This is a genomic window from Streptomyces sp. NPDC016845 (assembly GCF_044332585.1).
In the GTDB taxonomy this organism is placed as follows: Bacteria; Actinomycetota; Actinomycetes; order Streptomycetales; family Streptomycetaceae; genus Streptomyces.
This window is the reverse complement of record NZ_JBIRPI010000005.1, coordinates 420,254-437,692: the sequence shown is the minus strand read 5'-3', so window position 1 is coordinate 437,692 and position 17,439 is coordinate 420,254. Positions and strand designations below refer to the sequence as shown.

10 protein-coding genes are annotated in these 17,439 nt (G+C 68.5%); 7 read left to right on the top strand and 3 right to left on the bottom strand.

The window, feature by feature from the left end:
- Nucleotides 1-13 precede the first annotated feature (13 nt).
- A complete protein-coding gene (locus tag ACH4RC_RS17855; protein ID WP_398201449.1) occupies nucleotides 14-1,045 on the top strand; it encodes an alanine racemase in 1,032 nt (343 codons plus the stop codon).
- A gap of 88 nt (nucleotides 1,046-1,133) precedes the next feature.
- Here the strand turns inward: ACH4RC_RS17855 and ACH4RC_RS17850 are convergent, their stop codons facing one another.
- Together ACH4RC_RS17850 and ACH4RC_RS17845 are read right to left on the bottom strand one after the other, a co-directional pair.
- Nucleotides 1,134-2,648: a glycosyltransferase family 87 protein gene (locus tag ACH4RC_RS17850; RefSeq protein ID WP_398201447.1), complete on the bottom strand. Its 1,515-nt coding sequence runs from the start codon at nucleotides 2,646-2,648 to the stop codon at nucleotides 1,134-1,136.
- A 118-nt stretch (nucleotides 2,649-2,766) separates the two neighbouring features.
- Nucleotides 2,767-5,553, bottom strand: a complete 2,787-nt coding sequence (locus ACH4RC_RS17845; RefSeq protein WP_398201444.1) for a transglycosylase domain-containing protein — start codon at nucleotides 5,551-5,553, stop codon at nucleotides 2,767-2,769.
- Nucleotides 5,554-5,926: 373 nt separating this feature from the next.
- Between ACH4RC_RS17845 and ACH4RC_RS17840 the strand changes: the two genes are divergently transcribed.
- From ACH4RC_RS17840 to ACH4RC_RS17830, 3 genes are all read left to right on the top strand, one after another.
- Entirely contained in the window at nucleotides 5,927-6,604 is a 678-nt protein-coding gene (locus ACH4RC_RS17840; RefSeq protein ID WP_398201442.1) for a helix-turn-helix transcriptional regulator, read from the top strand.
- 43 nt (nucleotides 6,605-6,647) lie between these two features.
- A complete protein-coding gene (locus ACH4RC_RS17835) occupies nucleotides 6,648-7,730 on the top strand; it encodes an inositol-3-phosphate synthase (protein WP_398201439.1) in 1,083 nt (360 codons plus the stop codon).
- A 114-nt stretch (nucleotides 7,731-7,844) separates the two neighbouring features.
- Complete coding sequence (locus ACH4RC_RS17830) at nucleotides 7,845-9,116, top strand: MFS transporter (RefSeq protein ID WP_398201436.1); 1,272 nt, start codon at nucleotides 7,845-7,847, stop codon at nucleotides 9,114-9,116.
- A 113-nt stretch (nucleotides 9,117-9,229) separates the two neighbouring features.
- On the opposite strand, the gene ACH4RC_RS17825 is transcribed toward ACH4RC_RS17830, so the two are convergent.
- Nucleotides 9,230-10,702 (bottom strand): CCA tRNA nucleotidyltransferase, encoded by a 1,473-nt coding sequence (locus ACH4RC_RS17825; RefSeq protein ID WP_398201433.1) that lies wholly within the window; start codon nucleotides 10,700-10,702, stop codon nucleotides 9,230-9,232.
- Between the two features lie 221 nt (nucleotides 10,703-10,923).
- Between ACH4RC_RS17825 and ACH4RC_RS17820 the strand changes: the two genes are divergently transcribed.
- From ACH4RC_RS17820 to ACH4RC_RS17810, 3 genes are all read left to right on the top strand, one after another.
- Complete coding sequence (locus tag ACH4RC_RS17820; RefSeq protein ID WP_398201431.1) at nucleotides 10,924-13,272, top strand: DUF6049 family protein; 2,349 nt, start codon at nucleotides 10,924-10,926, stop codon at nucleotides 13,270-13,272.
- Nucleotides 13,273-13,317: 45 nt separating this feature from the next.
- Nucleotides 13,318-15,582 (top strand): murein biosynthesis integral membrane protein MurJ, encoded by a 2,265-nt coding sequence (murJ, locus tag ACH4RC_RS17815; RefSeq protein ID WP_398201428.1) that lies wholly within the window; start codon nucleotides 13,318-13,320, stop codon nucleotides 15,580-15,582.
- 120 nt (nucleotides 15,583-15,702) lie between these two features.
- The gene (locus tag ACH4RC_RS17810) at nucleotides 15,703-17,430 is read left to right on the top strand and encodes a serine/threonine protein kinase (RefSeq protein WP_398201426.1); all 1,728 of its coding nucleotides are present in this window, start codon (nucleotides 15,703-15,705) and stop codon (nucleotides 17,428-17,430) included.
- Nucleotides 17,431-17,439 lie beyond the last annotated feature (9 nt).

Below are 17,439 nucleotides of genomic sequence, written 5' to 3'. Positions count from 1 at the left end.
CCGGGACCGGGCCATGGCGCTCACGCTCTACGTCGACACCGCGCGCTGGCGGGCACATCACAAGCACGTGTTCGATCAGTTTCCGGGGCTCGTACCCGTCTGCAAGGGAAACGGTTACGGCTTCGGCCACGAACGGCTGGCGGAGGAGGCCACCCGCCTCGGCTCCGACATCCTCGCCGTCGGGACCACCTACGAAGCCGCTCGCATCAAGGACTGGTTCAGCGGTGACCTGCTGGTCCTGACCCCGTTCCGGCGCGGTGAAGAACCGGTTCCGCTGCCTGACCGCGCCATTCGCTCGGTCTCCTCCGTCGACGGCGTCCACGGCCTCGTCGGCGCCCGCGTCGTCATCGAGGTCATGTCCTCGATGAAGCGGCACGGTGTGACGGAGCAGGACCTGCCGCAGCTCGCCCACGCCATCCAGGACGTGCGCCTGGAGGGGTTCGCGATCCACCTCCCCCTGGACCGCACCGACGGCTCGGACGCCGTCGAGGAGGTCATCGGCTGGATGGACCGGCTGCGCGCGGCCCGGCTGCCGCTGCACACCATGTTCGTGAGCCACCTCAAGGCCGAGGAGCTGGCGCGTCTGCAGCAGCAGTTCCCGCAGACCCGTTTCCGCGCACGGATCGGCACGCGGCTGTGGCTGGGCGATCACGAAGCGACCGAGTACCGCGGCGCGGTCCTGGACGTCACGCGCGTCGCCAAGGGCGACCGGTTCGGCTACCGCCAGCAGAAGGCGGCCTCCGACGGCTGGCTCGTGGTCGTCGCGGGCGGCACGTCGCACGGGGTGGGTCTGGAGGCCCCGAAGGCGCTGCACGGCGTCATGCCGCGCGCCAAGGGCGTCGCCCGCGCCGGCCTGGCGACGGTCAACCGGAACCTCGCACCGTTCGTCTGGTCCGGCAAGCAGCGCTGGTTCGCCGAGCCGCCGCACATGCAGGTGTCGATCCTCTTCGTGCCCTCGGACGCCGCCGAGCCGAAGGTGGGCGAGGAGTTGGTGGCCCACCTCCGGCACACGACCACGCAGTTCGACCGGCTCGTGGACCGCTGAGTCCACCTCCGACACAGGCCGACGTGAAGGGGCCGGGCGCCCAGCAGGTGCCCGGCCCCTTCACGTTGGCCTCAATGCCTTTGTTCGCTCAGAGCGAACCACCCGGGTCCTTGCCCCAGTGCACCGGTGGCGGCAGCTCTCCGCCATAACCGGCGTGCTGCGGGGGATGGGTCGCGTAGCCGAACACGAAGACGTCCTCCGCGCCGTCGAGCACACCGCCCGAAGGGTCGTCCTCACCACCACGGCGCACCATGTCCCGCTCGGGCATCCAGATGTCGCGCACGATGACGGCGCACAGGTACAGCGTGCCCAGGAGGTGGGCGGCGATCGCCAGCTGATAGCCCTCCGTCGGCAAGCCCTGATGCTTGTCGCCGCTGGTCGTATAGGCGAGGTACAGCCAGATCCCGAGGAAGTACGCGACCTCGCACGCCTGCCAGATGAGGAAGTCGCGCCACTTGGGCCGCGCCAGAGCGGCGAGCGGGATCAGCCACAGTACGTACTGCGGCGAGTAGACCTTATTGGTGAGGATGAAGGCGGCGACGACGAGGAAAGCCAGCTGTGCGAAGCGCGGGCGGCGCGGCGCGGTCAGCGTGAGCCCCGCGACGCCGAGACACGCCAGCACCATCAGGGCGGTGGCCAGGGTGTTCACGACCTCGGTGTTGAGCGGCGTGTCCATGTGCTGGGAGATGATCAGCCAGAAGGAGCCGAAGTCGACGCCGCGTTCCTGGCTGAACGTGTAGAACTTCGACCAGCCCTCGGGCGCGAGCAGCATCACCGGAACGTTCACGACGAGCCAGGCCAGGACCGCGCCACCCGTCGCCACGCCGAACGCCCGCCACTTCCCGGCCCGCCAGCACAGCACGAGCAGCGGACCGAGCAGCAGGACGGGGTAGAGCTTGGCGGCGGTGGCGAGCCCGAGCAGCACCCCGAAGGCGAGGGAGCGCCCGCGGGACCACATCAGCATCGCGGCCGCTGTGAGCGCCACTGCGAAGAGATCCCAGTTGATGGTGGCGGTCAGCGCGAACGCGGGCGCCAGAGCGACCAGGAGCCCGTCCCAGGGCCGTCGGCGGTGGGTCCGGGTGACGCTGACGGCGATGAACGCGGCGCAGACCATCAACATCCCGGCATTGACCATCCAGTACACCTGCTCCTGGTGCTGGATGCTGCCGCTGCCGGGTGTCAGCCACGCGGCGACCTCCATGAAGACGCCGGTGAGGACCGGGTATTCGAGGTAGTCCATGTCTCCGGGCAGCTTGTCGAAGTACGGCACGAGTCCGTCGGCGAATCCGCGGCCCTGGTACAGGTGCGGGATGTCCGAGTAGCAGGCGTGCGTGTACTGGGAGCTCGCCCCGAAGAACCACGATCCGTCGTAGCACGGGAACTTCTGGATCATCCCGAGCGCGAACATGCCGAGCATCACCAACGCGATGACACGAACCGGTGACCACCACGAGCGGCCCAGGAGCGCCCGTACGCCGAGGGGGCCGCCGATGAACTCGCTGCCGGCCGCCGCGACCTCGTCCTCCCTGGTCGGCCGCACCATCTCCGGCTCAGGCTCAGGCCGGCTCATACGCGTCGTCTCTGCACTGGGCATGCCGCACATCCTGCCGTACGTGGCTGAGAACGTGACGAGGGCCGCCGCACCCGGCTCGGTGCGACGGCCCTCGTCAGTCGTGGAACACGCAGCGTTTCACGTGAAACACGCTGCGCAAGCGCGGAGGCTATTGCTCGGTATTACCTCCGATGAGGCCTCCGGTCTGGCCTCTGGTGGTTCCACTGTCTGTGCCTCCACCGTCGGTGGTCCCGCCGTTCGACGTCTGGCCCTCAGTCGTCCCGGCATCGGTCGTTCCACCGTCCGTGGTCCCACCGTCGTCGGTCCCACCGTCCGTCGTTCCGCCGTCCTTCCCGCACGTCCAGTCCGTCCACTTGTTGCAGGTCTCCGTGGGTGTCGGAGACGACGGGGCGGTCATGGACGGGCTCGGCGTCGTCTCGGTCGGCGTGGGGGTCGGCGTCGGCGTGGGTGTGGGGGTCGGCGTCGGGGTGGGGGTCGGCGTCGCACCGACGACCTTGCCGATGGGCTCGGGCTCCGGGAACGACTCGTTCGGCAGGCCCTTCATGGCCTGGGACATGTAGTCGTGCCAGATCTCCGACGGGAACGAGGCACCGTGGATCTTCGTCTGGCCGCCCGTCCCGTACATCTCCAGGAACTTGCGGTTCTTGGACTTCTCGTTGTCGTCCATCCGGTACATCGTGATCGCCGTGGACAGCTGCTTGGTGTAGCCCACGAACCAGGCGGACTTGTTGCCGTCGGTGGTACCGGTCTTGCCGGCCACGTCGCGGCCCGGCAGCTTGGCGTTGGTACCGGTGCCCTTGTCGACGACCGTCTTCAGGACGTCGGTCACGTTGTCGGCGACCTCTTGGTCGAAGGCGCGCTTGGGAGCCGTCTTGTGGGTGTAGACGGTCTCACCCTCGTGCTTCACGGACTTCACCGAGTACGGGTCGTTCTGCTGCCCTCTGGCCGCGAAGGTCCCGTAGGCACCCGCCATGCGGATCGCACTCGGGTTGGACGTACCCAGTGAGAACGACGGGTAGTTGGCGCTGGCGAAGCTGGTCTCCAGGATGCCCGCCTTCAGCGCGGCCTCCTTCACCTTGTTCAGCCCCACGTCCATGCCCAGCTGTACATAGGCCGAGTTCACGGACTCACGCATCGCCTCACGCAGGTCGATCTGGTAGCTCGGCGCGTTGTACGACTTCTTACCGTCGTTCGTCTGGTTCCACTGCTTGCCCTTCTCGTTCATCCAGACATCGCCGTTGTACTCCTGGATTTTCAGGCCGTTCTTGCCGCTGTAGAGGCTCTTCGGCGAGACGATGGTGCGCTCCGTCTCGTCCTGCTCCTCCGCCCCGTCCGGGTCCTTGACGCCGTACTGGAAGGCCGCGGCCAGGACGAACGGCTTGAACGTCGAACCGACCTGGGCACCGGTCACATCGGCGTTGTTGGTGAAGTGTTTGGTGGCGTCCGCACCGCCGTAGATGGCCTCGATGGCGCCGTCCTCGGGGCTCACGGAAGCACCGCCGAACTGCACGTACTTGTCGACGTACTCTCCGTTGACCTTGCGCTTCTCGTCGAGGTTCTCCTGGCGGACCTTCTTGACCGCGTCCTCGAGCTGATTCACCTTCTTGCGGTCGAAGGTCGTGTGGATCTCGTAACCGCCGAGCTGCATGGCGTTGGCGGTGATCTTCCCGTTGCTGTTGTTGATCACGTACGCCTTGGCGAGGTCGACGAGGTAGCCGATCTGGCCGCCGAGCTCGGCATTGGCGCGCGGATTCTGCAGCTTCGGGAACTCCGTGTACCCGTTGCGCTCGGAGGCGGACAGGTGGCCGTCCTTGACCTCCTCGTCCAGGATCCACTTCCAGCGGGCCGTGGCCCGCTCGGAGTTCTTCTCCTTGGTGGCGTTCACCGGGTCGATCTCAGGGGAACCGGCCGGGTCGTAGTACGTGGCGCCCTTGAGGACGGCGGCGAGGAAAGCGGTCTGGCTCGCGTCGAGCTTCGAGGCGTCCTTGGCGAAGTACGTACGGGCGGCGGCCTGGATGCCGTAGGCGCCACGGCCGTAGTACGCCGAGTTGAGGTACCCCGCCATCACGTCGTCCTTGTCGACCGTACGGCCGACCTTGATGGAGACGAGGAGTTCCTTCATCTTTCGGCTGACCGTCTGCGACTGGTCTTCCAGCATCGCGTTCTTCACGTACTGCTGGGTGATCGTCGAACCACCCTGGGTCTCGCCGCCCCTGGCCATGTTGAACACGGCGCGCGCGATACCCATCGGGTCGACGCCCTTGTCGGTCTCGAACGTCTTGTTCTCGGCCGACATGACGGCATAACGCATGGACTTGGGGATGTCCTCGTACTTGATGATCTGGCGGTTGGTCTCACCACCGGTGGCGACCATCTGCGTGCCGTCCGCCCAGTAGTAGACGTTGTTCTGCGCCGAGGCGGTGTCAGCCACCTTGGGCACGCCAACCATCGCGTACGCGATCCCCGCCACCAGCATCATGCTGCCCAGGAACCCGACGCCCGCCCCTGTCACGAGCCGCCAGGACGGCATCCAGCGGCGCCAGCCGTACTTGTTCGCACGCGGGTAGTCGATGAACCGCTTCTTCTCCGGACCGCGGCCTCTGCCGCGTCCGGGCCCGTTCGGTCCATCCGGGCCACCGCCACCGCGGCGCCCTCCTCCGCCGGCGCCACCGCGTCCGGCGCCGCCCTCGGCGGCCCTGCGCCGCCCACCACCACGCTGCGCGGCGCGGCGGGCCTCCGCCCGTCCTCCCCAGGGTGGGTCGTCGCCCTGGCTGCCGTACGAACCCGAGGAACTCGGGGGATCGTAGGAACCGGAAGGCGACGCGGTGCTGCCGCGCGGTGCCGCACGGCGGCCCGACGGTTCTCCTGACGCTCCGCGACGGGCCGCGGCGCGCCCGCCCTGCGGCTGCGGCGGTTTGCGACGGTGCTCGCTCATCGAACGATTACTCCTCGGGCAGGCGCGGCCTCGCGCGCCTGGAAACGGCGTCTGGTGTCCGGTCCCCCCGACGTACGGATGCGCCGCTCCCGGCACTCACCCGCACTGCACCCGGGACAACGACGCCCCCAGGCATCACATGGTTCCCGGTGGTCTGCATGGCGGACAGACTACGCACCGTCAAAACCCTCCGAGCGCCGAAGTTCATGCCAAAACAGGCAAGTTGCTCCTATGAATCAACGATGTGACGCCGTTCACCGTGATCCCTCTTGTCCCAGTCGTAGGGTCGTTCTATCGTGCTGATGTATCGAGTCGATACATCAGCACGACATAAAGAGTCGATACATGGGCCCGCGACAGTGAGGAGGCGACGATGAGCCGGCGCTCCGGCATCCTTGAGTTCGCCGTACTCGGACTGCTCCGCGAATCCCCGATGCACGGCTATGAGCTGCGCAAACGACTTAATACGTCGCTGGGGGTCTTCCGCGCCTTCAGCTACGGAACGCTGTACCCCTGCCTCAAGACGCTGGTCACGAACGGCTGGTTGATCGAGGAACCGGGTGCCGGTCCCGCCGACGCTCCCGCCGCACTCACGGGACGTCGCGCCAAGATCGTCTATCGGCTCACGGCGGAAGGTAAGGAGCACTTCGAAGACCTGCTCTCGCAGACCGGCCCCGACGCCTACGAGGACGAGCACTTCGCCGCGCGATTCGCCTTCTTCGGGCAGACGTCACGCGATGTGCGCATGCGCGTCCTCGAGGGCCGTCGAAGCCGTCTGGAGGAGCGTCTCGAGAAGATGCGCCTCTCCTTCGCCCGCACCCGGGAGCGCCTGGACGACTACACACTCGAGCTGCAGCGCCACGGCATGGAGTCCGTGGAGCGCGAAGTGCGCTGGCTGAACGAGCTCATCGAGAGCGAGCGCGCGGGCCGTGACCAGCGAAAGACCGGCCCGGGGGACGCAGCTCAGCAGGACACATCTGGAGAGACGGGCGGCCTGCCCCGGCACCGGGACAGCACCCGGCCGGATCCGTCCGACGACACCGCCACGTGAAGTCCGGTCAGGACTTCACCAGTACACACAGGGAGCAACCGGAATGGGTTCGGTTCGCGTAGCCATCGTCGGCGTGGGCAACTGCGCCGCCTCGCTGGTGCAGGGCGTCGAGTTCTACAAGGACGCTGACCCGGAGACCAAGGTCCCCGGCCTCATGCACGTCCAGTTCGGCGATTACCACGTCGGCGACGTCGAGTTCGTCGCCGCGTTCGACGTCGACGCGAAGAAGGTCGGCCTGGACCTCGCGGACGCCATCGGCGCCTCCGAGAACAACACCATCAAGATCTGTGACGTCCCGAACTCGGGCGTGCAGGTCCAGCGTGGCCACACGCTCGACGGTCTGGGCAAGTACTACCGCGAGACGATCGAGGAGTCCGCCGAGGCCCCGGTCGACGTCGTCCAGGTCCTCAAGGACAAGCAGGTCGACGTTCTCGTCTGCTACCTGCCCGTGGGTTCCGAGGACGCGGCGAAGTTCTACGCCCAGTGCGCCATCGACGCCAAGGTCGCCTTCGTCAACGCCCTCCCGGTCTTCATCGCCGGCACCAAGGAGTGGGCGGACAAGTTCACCGAGGCGGGCGTCCCGATCGTCGGCGACGACATCAAGTCGCAGGTCGGTGCCACCATCACGCACCGTGTGATGGCGAAGCTGTTCGAGGACCGCGGTGTCCGTCTCGAGCGCACCATGCAGCTCAATGTCGGCGGCAACATGGACTTCAAGAACATGCTTGAGCGCGACCGCCTCGAGTCGAAGAAGATTTCCAAGACGCAGGCCGTCACCTCGCAGATCCGCGACCGTGAGCTGGGCGAGAAGAACGTCCACATCGGCCCGTCCGACTACGTCGCGTGGCTCGACGACCGCAAGTGGGCGTACGTCCGTCTCGAGGGCCGCGCCTTCGGTGAGGTCCCGCTGAACCTCGAGTACAAGCTCGAGGTCTGGGACTCCCCGAACTCCGCGGGTGTCATCATCGACGCCGTGCGCGCCGCGAAGATCGCCAAGGACCGCGGCATCGGCGGCCCGATTCTCTCCGCGTCCTCGTACTTCATGAAGTCCCCGCCGGTGCAGTACTTCGACGACGAGGCCTTCGAGAACGTCGAGAAGTTCATCAAGGGGGAGGTCGAGCGCTGACCTTCCTCCCGCGGTGCTGTTTCACGTGAAACAGCACCTGCCTGAGGGCTTCTGGAGGCCCCTGGACCGCACTCATCGTGCATCCGGGGGCCTTCTCTATGTGAGGCTGTGCCCATGGCTGTCGTCCGTGACCTGCGCGTCCTGCTGCGCCTACGCGATTTCCGGCGTCTGCTCGCCGTGCGCCTGCTCTCCCAGGGCGCGGACGGTGTCTACCAGGTAGCGCTCGCCACCTACGTCGTCTTCTCCCCGGAGAATCAGACGACACCCACCGCCGTCGCCTCCGCGATGGCCGTCCTGCTGCTTCCGTACTCCCTCGTGGGCCCCTTCGCGGGCGTCCTCCTCGACCGCTGGCGCCGCCGTCAGGTCTTCTTCTACGGCAACCTTCTGCGGGTCCTTCTGGCCTCCGTGACAGCCGCACTCATGCTGAGCCACGCACCCGACTGGCTCTTCTATGCCTCAGCCCTCTGCGTCACCGCGGTCAACCGCTTCGTTCTGGCCGGGCTGTCGGCCGCGCTGCCTCGCGTCGTCGACGCCGACCGGCTCGTCATCGCCAACTCGCTGTCCCCAACGGCCGGCACTCTCGCCGCGACGCTCGGAGGCGGTCTGGCCTTCGCCGTCCGGCTCGTGGGCTCGGACTCGGACGCGGCAGTCGTCCTCCTCGGCGCGGCCCTCTACCTCTGCGCAGCGCTCGCCTCCCTCCGCATGGGCATACAGCTCCTCGGACCAGAGCGCGACCTGATACAGCCCCGGCTCGGGACCGCCCTGGCCGGGACCGCACGCGACCTCCTTGCGGGCGTACGCCATCTCGCGTCCCGGCGGCCCGCGGCGCGCGCTCTGGCGGCGATGACGGTGATGCGGTTCTGCTACGGCGCTCTGCTTGTCATGGTGCTCATGCTGTGCCGCTACGCCTGGTCGTCAACGGAATCCGAAGGGCTGGCCCTGCTGGGCCTCGCGATGGGCGTCTCTGGTGCGGGGTTCTTCGTGGCGGCGGTCATCACGCCCGCGGCGGCGGGACGGTTTGGGTCGGGCGGCTGGATCGTGGTCTGCGCCGGGGCGGCGTCTGTCCTGGAACTCGCTCTCGGGCTCCCCTTCGCACCGGTCCCCACCTTGGTGGCCGCCTTCGTGCTGGGGCTCACTACGCAGGGGGCGAAGATCGCCACCGACACGGTCGTGCAGTCCTCGGTGGACGACGGGTTCCGCGGCCGGATCTTCTCCGTCTACGACGTGCTCTTCAACATCTCCTTCGTCGGCGCGGCAGGCGTGGCGGCGCTGATGCTGCCCCCTGACGGCCGCTCCATCCCTCTGGTGGTGTTCATCGCGGCGCTCTACGGGACGATCGCGCTCGGCATGGCCCGGTCCCGTGCACGGGTGAAAGACACAGCCTGACTGAGCTCCTCAGCGCGTCAGAGTGGCGTTTCACGTGAAACACCGCCCCACATCGATCAACGCCTCGGGGCTCTGTTTCACGTGAAACAGAGCCCCGAGGCGTTGATCGTGTCTCAGTCCTGCGGTTGACCAGCCCACCACTCCTTCAGGGCCGCCGCTGCCGCGTCCTGCTCCATCGGGCCGTTCTCCAGTCGAAGCTCGAGCAGGAATTTGTACGCCTGGCCGATCACCGGGCCCGGTCGTACCTCCAGGATCTCCATGATCTGGTTGCCGTCAAGGTCCGGACGGATCGAGTCCAGCTCTTCCTGCTCCTGCAGCCGGGCGATGCGCTCCTCAAGACCGTCATAGGCGCGGGACAGGGCGTTCGCCTTGCGCTTGTTACGGGTCGTGCAGTCGGACCGGGTCAGCTTGTGCAGACGCTCCAGGAGCGGGCCTGCGTCCCGCACATAACGACGTACGGCGGAGTCCGTCCACTCGCCGGTGCCGTAGCCGTGGAAGCGCAGGTGCAGCTCTACGAGACGCGAAACGTCCTTCACGAGCTCGTTGGAGTACTTGAGCGCGGTCATGCGCTTCTTCGTCATCTTGGCGCCGACCACCTCGTGGTGGTGGAAGGAGACGCGGCCGTCCGACTCGAACCGGCGCGTGCGCGGCTTGCCGATGTCGTGCAGCAGGGCCGCGAGGCGCAGCGTCAGGTCGGGTCCGTCGGTCTCCAGCGCCATGGCCTGTTCGAGCACGATCAGCGAGTGGTCGTAGACGTCCTTGTGCCGGTGGTGCTCATCCCGCTCCAGGCGCAGGGCGGGCAGCTCGGGAAGGACGTAGTCGGCCAGGCCGGTGTCGACGAGCAGCGTGAGGCCCTTGCGCGGATGGGCCGACAGGAGAAGCTTGTTCAGCTCGTCCCGGACCCGCTCCGCCGAGACGATCTCGATCCGGCCGGCCATCGCCTTCATCGCGGCGATCACGTCGGGGTCCACCTCGAAGTCGAGCTGGGCGGCGAAGCGTGCGGCGCGCATCATGCGCAGTGGGTCGTCGGAGAATGAGTCCTCGGGTGTGCCGGGCGTCCGCAGGACGCGCGCCGCCAGGTCTTCGAGGCCTCCGTGCGGGTCGATGAAGTCCTTCTCCGGCAGCGCGACGGCCATCGCGTTCACGGTGAAGTCTCGGCGGACGAGATCTTCCTCGATGGAGTCGCCGTAGGACACCTCGGGCTTGCGCGAGGTGCGGTCGTACGCCTCCGAGCGGTAGGTGGTGACCTCCACCTGGAAGCTCTGCTCGACGTCACCAACGCGCGCGTTCTTCTGACAGCCGACGGTGCCGAAGGCGATACCGACCTCCCACACCGCGTCGGCCCACGGCCGGACGATCTTCAGTACGTCCTCGGGACGCGCGTCGGTGGTGAAGTCCAGGTCGTTGCCGAGCCGGCCGAGCAGCGCGTCCCGGACCGAACCGCCGACCAGGGCGAGAGAGAACCCGGCCTCCTGAAATCGGCGGGCAAGGTCGTCTGCGACGGGCGAGACCCGCAGCAGCTCGCTCACCGCGAGGCTCTGGACCTGGCTGAGGGCGCTGGGGTTGTCTTCATTGGCGTTCGGCACAACAGGACAGGGTACGTGGCTCACCGCGCCCGGACCGAACCGTTTCGCGGGGCCGCCGCAGGACCACCGGAGCGGCCCCCTACCCTGGCTCCACGATCTTGTGGAGCAGACCGTGGCACTCAGCCACAGGGCTCCTCGTTACCATGCGTGGACACATCTGCGACCACTGACGACGACGAGGGACGGACGAGCGCGTGGCCGAGGCGGCAGACTACCCAGGGATGAGTCCCTCACCTGCCCGCCGCCTGCTGCGGCGCACCGGCGCTCTGCTCGCCGCCGCACCGCTCCTGGCCGCGCTGCCACTCCTGCCCGGTGCCGCCCCCGCGTCCGCCCACGCGGCGACATCAGCGGCCGCGGCGGCGACCGGCACGAAGACGGTCGACGTGGCCGTGAACCAGCTCTCGCCCGTCGCACCGTCCGCACAGGACACCCTCACTGTTCGCGGCAAGGTCACCAACAACGGCAAGCAGACCGTCACCGACGCGCACGTGGGCCTGCGTGTCGGTAGCTCCTACGGCGGACGCTCGGCGATCGACGACGCAGCCAAGAGCGGCACCGGAGGAGCGCCCGACGGCACGGAGGTCGCGAGCAAGTACGCCCAGAAGTTCGCGAAGCTGGCGCCCGGCGCCACCCAGGACTTCACCCTGTCCGTACCGGTCAAGGAACTGCATCTCGGCGCCGATGGCGTCTACCAGATCAGCGCCGCCCTCATGGGCCAGACCGCCGCCGCCCCGTACCAGCAGACGCTCGGCATCCAGCGGACCTTCCTGCCCTGGCAGCCCGGCCGGGCCGACACCCGAACCAGGACCACCGTCCTGTGGCCCCTGATCTCCGACACCCACCTCACCGCCGAGACGGGCACGAGCGAGCAGCAGACGCCCGTCTTCAACGACGACAGCCTCGCGCGGCAGATCGGCCCGGGCGGCCGTCTCCAGCAGATGCTGGCGCTCGGCGACGATCTCGACGTCACCTGGGTGATCGACCCCGACCTGCTGGCCTCGGTCGACGCCATGACGGACACGTACACGATCAAGGGCTCCGACGGGAAGATCACACCTGGCAAGGACCAGGCGATCGCCAAGGAGTGGCTGCGCGACCTGCAGACGGCCGTCCAGGGCCAGAAGGTGGTCACGCTCCCGTTCGCCGATCCCGATCTGGCGTCCCTCGCGCACACCGGCACGAAGGTCTCCGGATCCCTCGGCCATCTCAAGGACGCCACGGACGCGGCCGTGTACACCGTGGACACGATCCTCCACGCGAAGGCCGACACGTCGTACGCATGGCCCGCCGAGGGCGCCGTCGACCCGGACATCGTCAAGGTCGCCACCTCCGCGGGCGCCAACAAGATCATCGCGCGCAGCGACACCTTCCAGGAGACGGGCGACCTGACGTACACGCCGTCCGCGGCGCGCCCCATCGGCGGCGGCGCGACGGCCGTCGTCGCCGACGCCCGGCTGTCGACCGCCTTCCAGGGCGACATGTCACGCGCCGAGAACTCCACGCTCGCCGTCCAGGAGTTCCTCGCCCAGAGCCTCATGCTGACCCGGCAGACGGACAAGCAGCGCAATGTCGTGGTGGCCCCTCAGCGGATGCCCACCTCGAGCCAGGCCCACGCCATGGCCCAGGCGCTGCACGCGCTGCAGGACGGCACCTGGTCCCAGCCGCAGAGCCTGGTGGCCGCGACCAGTGCGAAGCCGGACCCGGGCGCGACCACCCGCGTCCCCTCGGCTCGGTCCTATCCTTCGCCCCTGCGCAAGCAGGAACTGTCGCGAGCGGCGTTCGAGCAGATCCAGAGCACTCAGGACGACCTCGAGAACTTCAAGGTCGTCCTCACCGACCGGTCCCGGGTGGTCACGCCGTTCGGCCGCTCGATGGACCGGGAGATGTCCACATCGTGGCGGGGCAGGGCCAAGGTCTCCGGGTCCTTCCGCAACGGCGTCTCGACGTACCTCTCCGACAGCACCAACCAAGTGGCGCTGATCGAGAAGTCCCGGGTACGGCTTTCGGGGCGCAGCGCGACCATCCCGGTGTCCGTGCAGAACAATTTGTGGCAGGACGTCGACCACCTGGTGCTGCGCCTCACCTCGGCCAACGGCACGCGCCTGCGGATCGGCGACGGCGTCTCCGAGGACAAGGCGGTCAAGATCGCCAGCGGGCACAGCCAGTCCGTGAAGTTCACCACGACGGCGAAGGCCACGGGACCCATCACGGTCTACGCCCAGCTGTACACCGAGGACAACCAGCCCTACGGCGCCAGAATGGACTTCAAGGTGGACGCCACCGAGATCACGCCCACCGTGATGCTCGTCATCGGCGGCGGCGTCCTGCTCCTCGTCCTGGCCGGGTTCCGGATGTATACCCAGCGCAAGCGCACTGCCGCCGCCCAACTGGAAGAGGGTGCGCCGCAGGATGAGACCGCCGAAACCGCCGAGCCGGCGCGGGACGAGGCGGAGGACGAGTCGGCTCCCGGTGCGCGGGCGGATGTACCGCAGCAGCCGAGTGACCCGACGTCTGACACCACTTCGGAAAGCGCGGCCCCGTCGGGCACGGGTGAGAGAGTGGACCGTTGAGCGATGTCGTGGCCGGTGGGCCCGGGACGATGAGGTGGGGTAACCATGAACGCGCCGTACGACGGTGACCGTGGTCAGGGCTCGGGCGGCTCTGCTTCGGGCGATGGCCACCCGTACGATCCCCACGGGTCCGGCGGCCAGGTGCCGCCGCCCCAGCCCGCCCCCGACGCCTACGGGCAGGACAACTATCCACAGGACGCGTACCTCCAGGACGCGTACGGTCAGGACCCGTACCGGGCGCACGACCTGTCCGCCCAGGACCCGGTGACCGAGGCGCTGTACGACCGCTCCGCGCACCCGCCGCCGCCCCCGGGCAGCTACCAGGCGCCGCAGCCCCTGTACGCGCCACCGCCCACGAACCAGTACCAGCCCGACCCGCGCGTCTGGGCACAGACGCCCGCGCCGGAGCCGGAGGGCCCCTCCCAGTACCTGCCGTACGGCGACGACGCACGGACGACCCAGTTCGTCGGTGTCGACGACCTCGTGACGCAGGCCGGCGAGGAGCGCCACGAGCCGGACGCCTTCGCTCATCTCTTCCGTGACCAGCAGCCCGGCTACCGCGGCGGTCACGCCCGGGCCGAGCAGCCGGTCGACGACCCGACCACGTTCCTCGGGCAGGCACCGCTCCAGGCCGCTCCACCGCCGGCCGCTCCCGCGCCCGCTGCCGCCTCGAAGAAGGCGGGCCGTGCGGCGAGCCTGATGAAGTCGAGCGCGGTGATGGCAGCGGGCACGCTCGTATCCCGCCTCACCGGCTTCGTCCGCACCATGGTCATCACCGCGGCGCTGGGCGCCGGGCTCCTCGGCGACACCTGGACCGTCGCCTACACCCTGCCGACGATGATCTACATCCTGACCGTCGGCGGCGGCCTGAACTCCGTCTTCGTGCCTCAGCTCGTCCGTGCCATGAAGGAGGACGACGACGGCGGCGAGGCGTACGCCAACCGCCTGCTCACCCTCGTGATCATGGCCCTCGCGGTGATCGTGGCGGTCGTCGTCCTCGCCGCGCCGCTGCTGATCAACCTGATGTCGAGCACGGTCTCGGACAATCCCGCCGCGGACAGCGTCGGTGTCACCTTCGCCCGCTACTGCCTGCCCACGATCTTCTTCATGGGTGTGCATGTGGTCATGGGCCAGATCCTGAACGCCCGCGGGAAATTCGGCGCGATGATGTGGACCCCGGTCCTCAACAACATCGTCATGATCTTCACGTTCGGCATGTTCATCTGGGTCTACGGCACCGCGTCCGAGTCCCACATGGGTGTCACCACCATCCCGCCGGACGGGGTCCGTCTCCTCGGCATCGGCACCCTCCTCGGCCTGGCCGTGCAGGCCCTCGCGATGATCCCGTACCTGCGCGAGACCGGTTTCCGCTTCCGTCTCCGCTTCGACTGGAAGGGCCACGGCCTCGGCAAGGCCGTCAAGCTCGCCAAGTGGACCGTGCTTTTCGTCCTGGCCAACCAGGCGGGCGTCATCGTCGTCACCCAGCTGGCCACCGCCGCGGGCGAGGCGTCGAACGCGGCGGGCAGCGGCATCATGGGCTACTCCAACGCCCAGCTGATCTGGGGCATGCCGCAGGCGATCATCACCGTCTCGGTCATGGCCGCGATGCTGCCGCGCATCTCGCGCGCCGCCCACGACGGCGACCCGGGCGCGGTCCGCGACGACATCTCCTCGGGCCTGCGCACCTCGGCCGTGGCGATCGTCCCGGTGGCCTTCATGTTCGTCGCGCTCGGCGTCCCGATGTGCACGCTGCTCTTCGGCTCCAGCGGCATTGGCGCGGCGAAGTCGATGGGCTACATCCTGATGGCGTTCGGCCTCGGCCTCATCCCGTTCTCCGTGCAGTACGTGGTGCTGCGCGGCTTCTACGCGTACGAGGACACCCGGACGCCCTTCTACAACACGGTCATCGTCGCCGCGGTCAACGCCGCCGCGTCGGCCCTGTGCTACGTGATCCTGCCCGCCCGCTGGGCGGTCGTCGGCATGGCCTTCTCGTACGGTCTCGCGTACGCGATCGGCGTCGGGGTCGCCTGGCGGCGGCTGCGCAAGCGGCTCGGCGGCGACCTGGACGGCGCGAACGTCGTGCGGACGTACGCCCGCCTCTGCCTGGCCGCCGTGCCCGCCGCGATCATCGGCGGTGGCATCGGGTACGCGCTCACCATGGTGCTCGGCCATGGCGCGCTCGGATCGATCGCGGCGCTGGTCATCGGCGGTGCGGCCCTGCTCGGCGCCTTCTACGTGGCCGCTCGGAAGATGCGGATCGAGGAGCTCAATTCGATGGTCGGTATGGTCCGTGGACGCCTCGGCCGCTGAGAGGACCGGGATCGCGCACAACCTTCGGCGACCACCGTGTGTCGTGCATAGCGTCGGACTGTGGGCACAATTGGCTTGGGCGTCGGAGTGAGTGCAACGAATGGGGAGGCAGGAGCGACGGTGGCGGAACGGAGCACGGCTGCCGTCGACGTGGCCGACAACGGCGGGAACGAACCGCTGGCCGCCAGTGCGGACAAGGCGGACGAGGCCACGGCCGACGGGGTGGCCGACATCGCGGAGCGAGACACCACGGCACATGAGGAGCCCGCGGACACCGCGGAGACGGGGACCCACGTGAGCCCTCGCACGTCCTCACCGCCCGAGCTGCACAGCGGCCACAAGCTCGCCAGACGCTACCGGCTCGAGGAATGCGTCACTCGTCTGGACGGTTTCAGCAGCTGGCGTGCGGTGGACGAGAAACTCCGCCGCGCTGTCGGCGTGCACCTGCTGCCCGCCGACCACCCGCGAGCGCGCTCGGTACTCGCCGCGGCCCGCTCGTCGGCGCTGCTCGGCGACCCTCGCTTCGTCCAGGTCCTGGACGCGGTCGAGGAGAACGACCTCGTCTACGTCGTCCACGAATGGCTGCCCGACGCCACCGAGCTCACGGCGCTGCTCGCGGTCGGCTCCCTGGAGGCGCACGACGCCTACCAGATGGTCAGCCAGATCTCCTACGCCATGGCCGCGGCTCACCGCGAGGGCCTCGCCCATCTGCGGCTCACGCCCAGCGCCGTACTGCGCACCTCCACGGGACAGTGGCGCATCCGCGGCCTCGCCGTGAACGCCGCACTGCGCGGCATCACCTCCGACACCCCGCAGCGCACGGACACCGAGGCGATCGGCGCCCTCCTGTACGCCGCCCTGACCCAGCGCTGGCCGTACGAGAACGACGCGTACGGCCTGTCCGGACTGCCCAAGGGCGTCGGCCTCATCGCCCCCGACCAGGTACGGGCCGGCGTCCACCGCGGCCTCGCCGAGCTCGCCATGCGCGCGCTCGCCAACGACGGAGCGACGGCGTCCCGCCAGGAACCGCCGTGCACCACGCCGGAGGACCTGGTCAAGGCGATCGGCGAGATGCCCAAGATCCGACCGCCGGAGCCCGCGTTCACCGCGCCGCCCGAATATCAGCGGACGACGTACCAGCAGGGCCCGTTCGGGCGCCCCGCCGGCCCCGGCGTCACACAGCCCGTACCGGCCCCGCCGCTCCCACTGCAGAGCCGCACCGGCAAGGCCCTCAAGTGGGCCGTCTCGGCGCTGCTCATCGCCGCCCTGGGGCTGGGCAGCTGGCAGCTGGCGGATGCCCTCATGGACCGCAACAAGCCGGAGACTCCCGACACCACGCACACCACGGAGAACGGCGGCAGCAAGAGCGACAAGAAGCCCGTCAAGCCGATCACCATCTCTGACGCCAAGGAGTACGTCGCCGAGGGCGACGCGCAGGCGCCGGAGGCCGTCGCGCAGACCTACGACGACGACAGCTCCACCTTCTGGCGAACCAAATCGTTCATCGACGGTCCCGAGATCGTCATAAAGCCGGGCGTCGGCATCGTCTACGACCTCGGCTCGGCCAAGGACGTGTCCGCGGCCTCGATAGGGCTTCGCTACACCGGCGACCACACGACGGTCTCGCTGTACGCGGCGGACTCGCTCTCCCCGGCCTCGGTGGACGGGCTGAAGCGGATCGGCTCCAAGACGCAGACCACGAGCACATCCGCCAGCATCAAGACGGACAAGCCTGTCAACACGCGCTATGTGCTGCTCTGGCTGACCGCACTGCCCCAGGCGGGCAAGGATGGGTACAGCAACGCCGGATACAAGCAGGGCATCACGGACGTGAAGTTCACCGGCTGACGACACGGG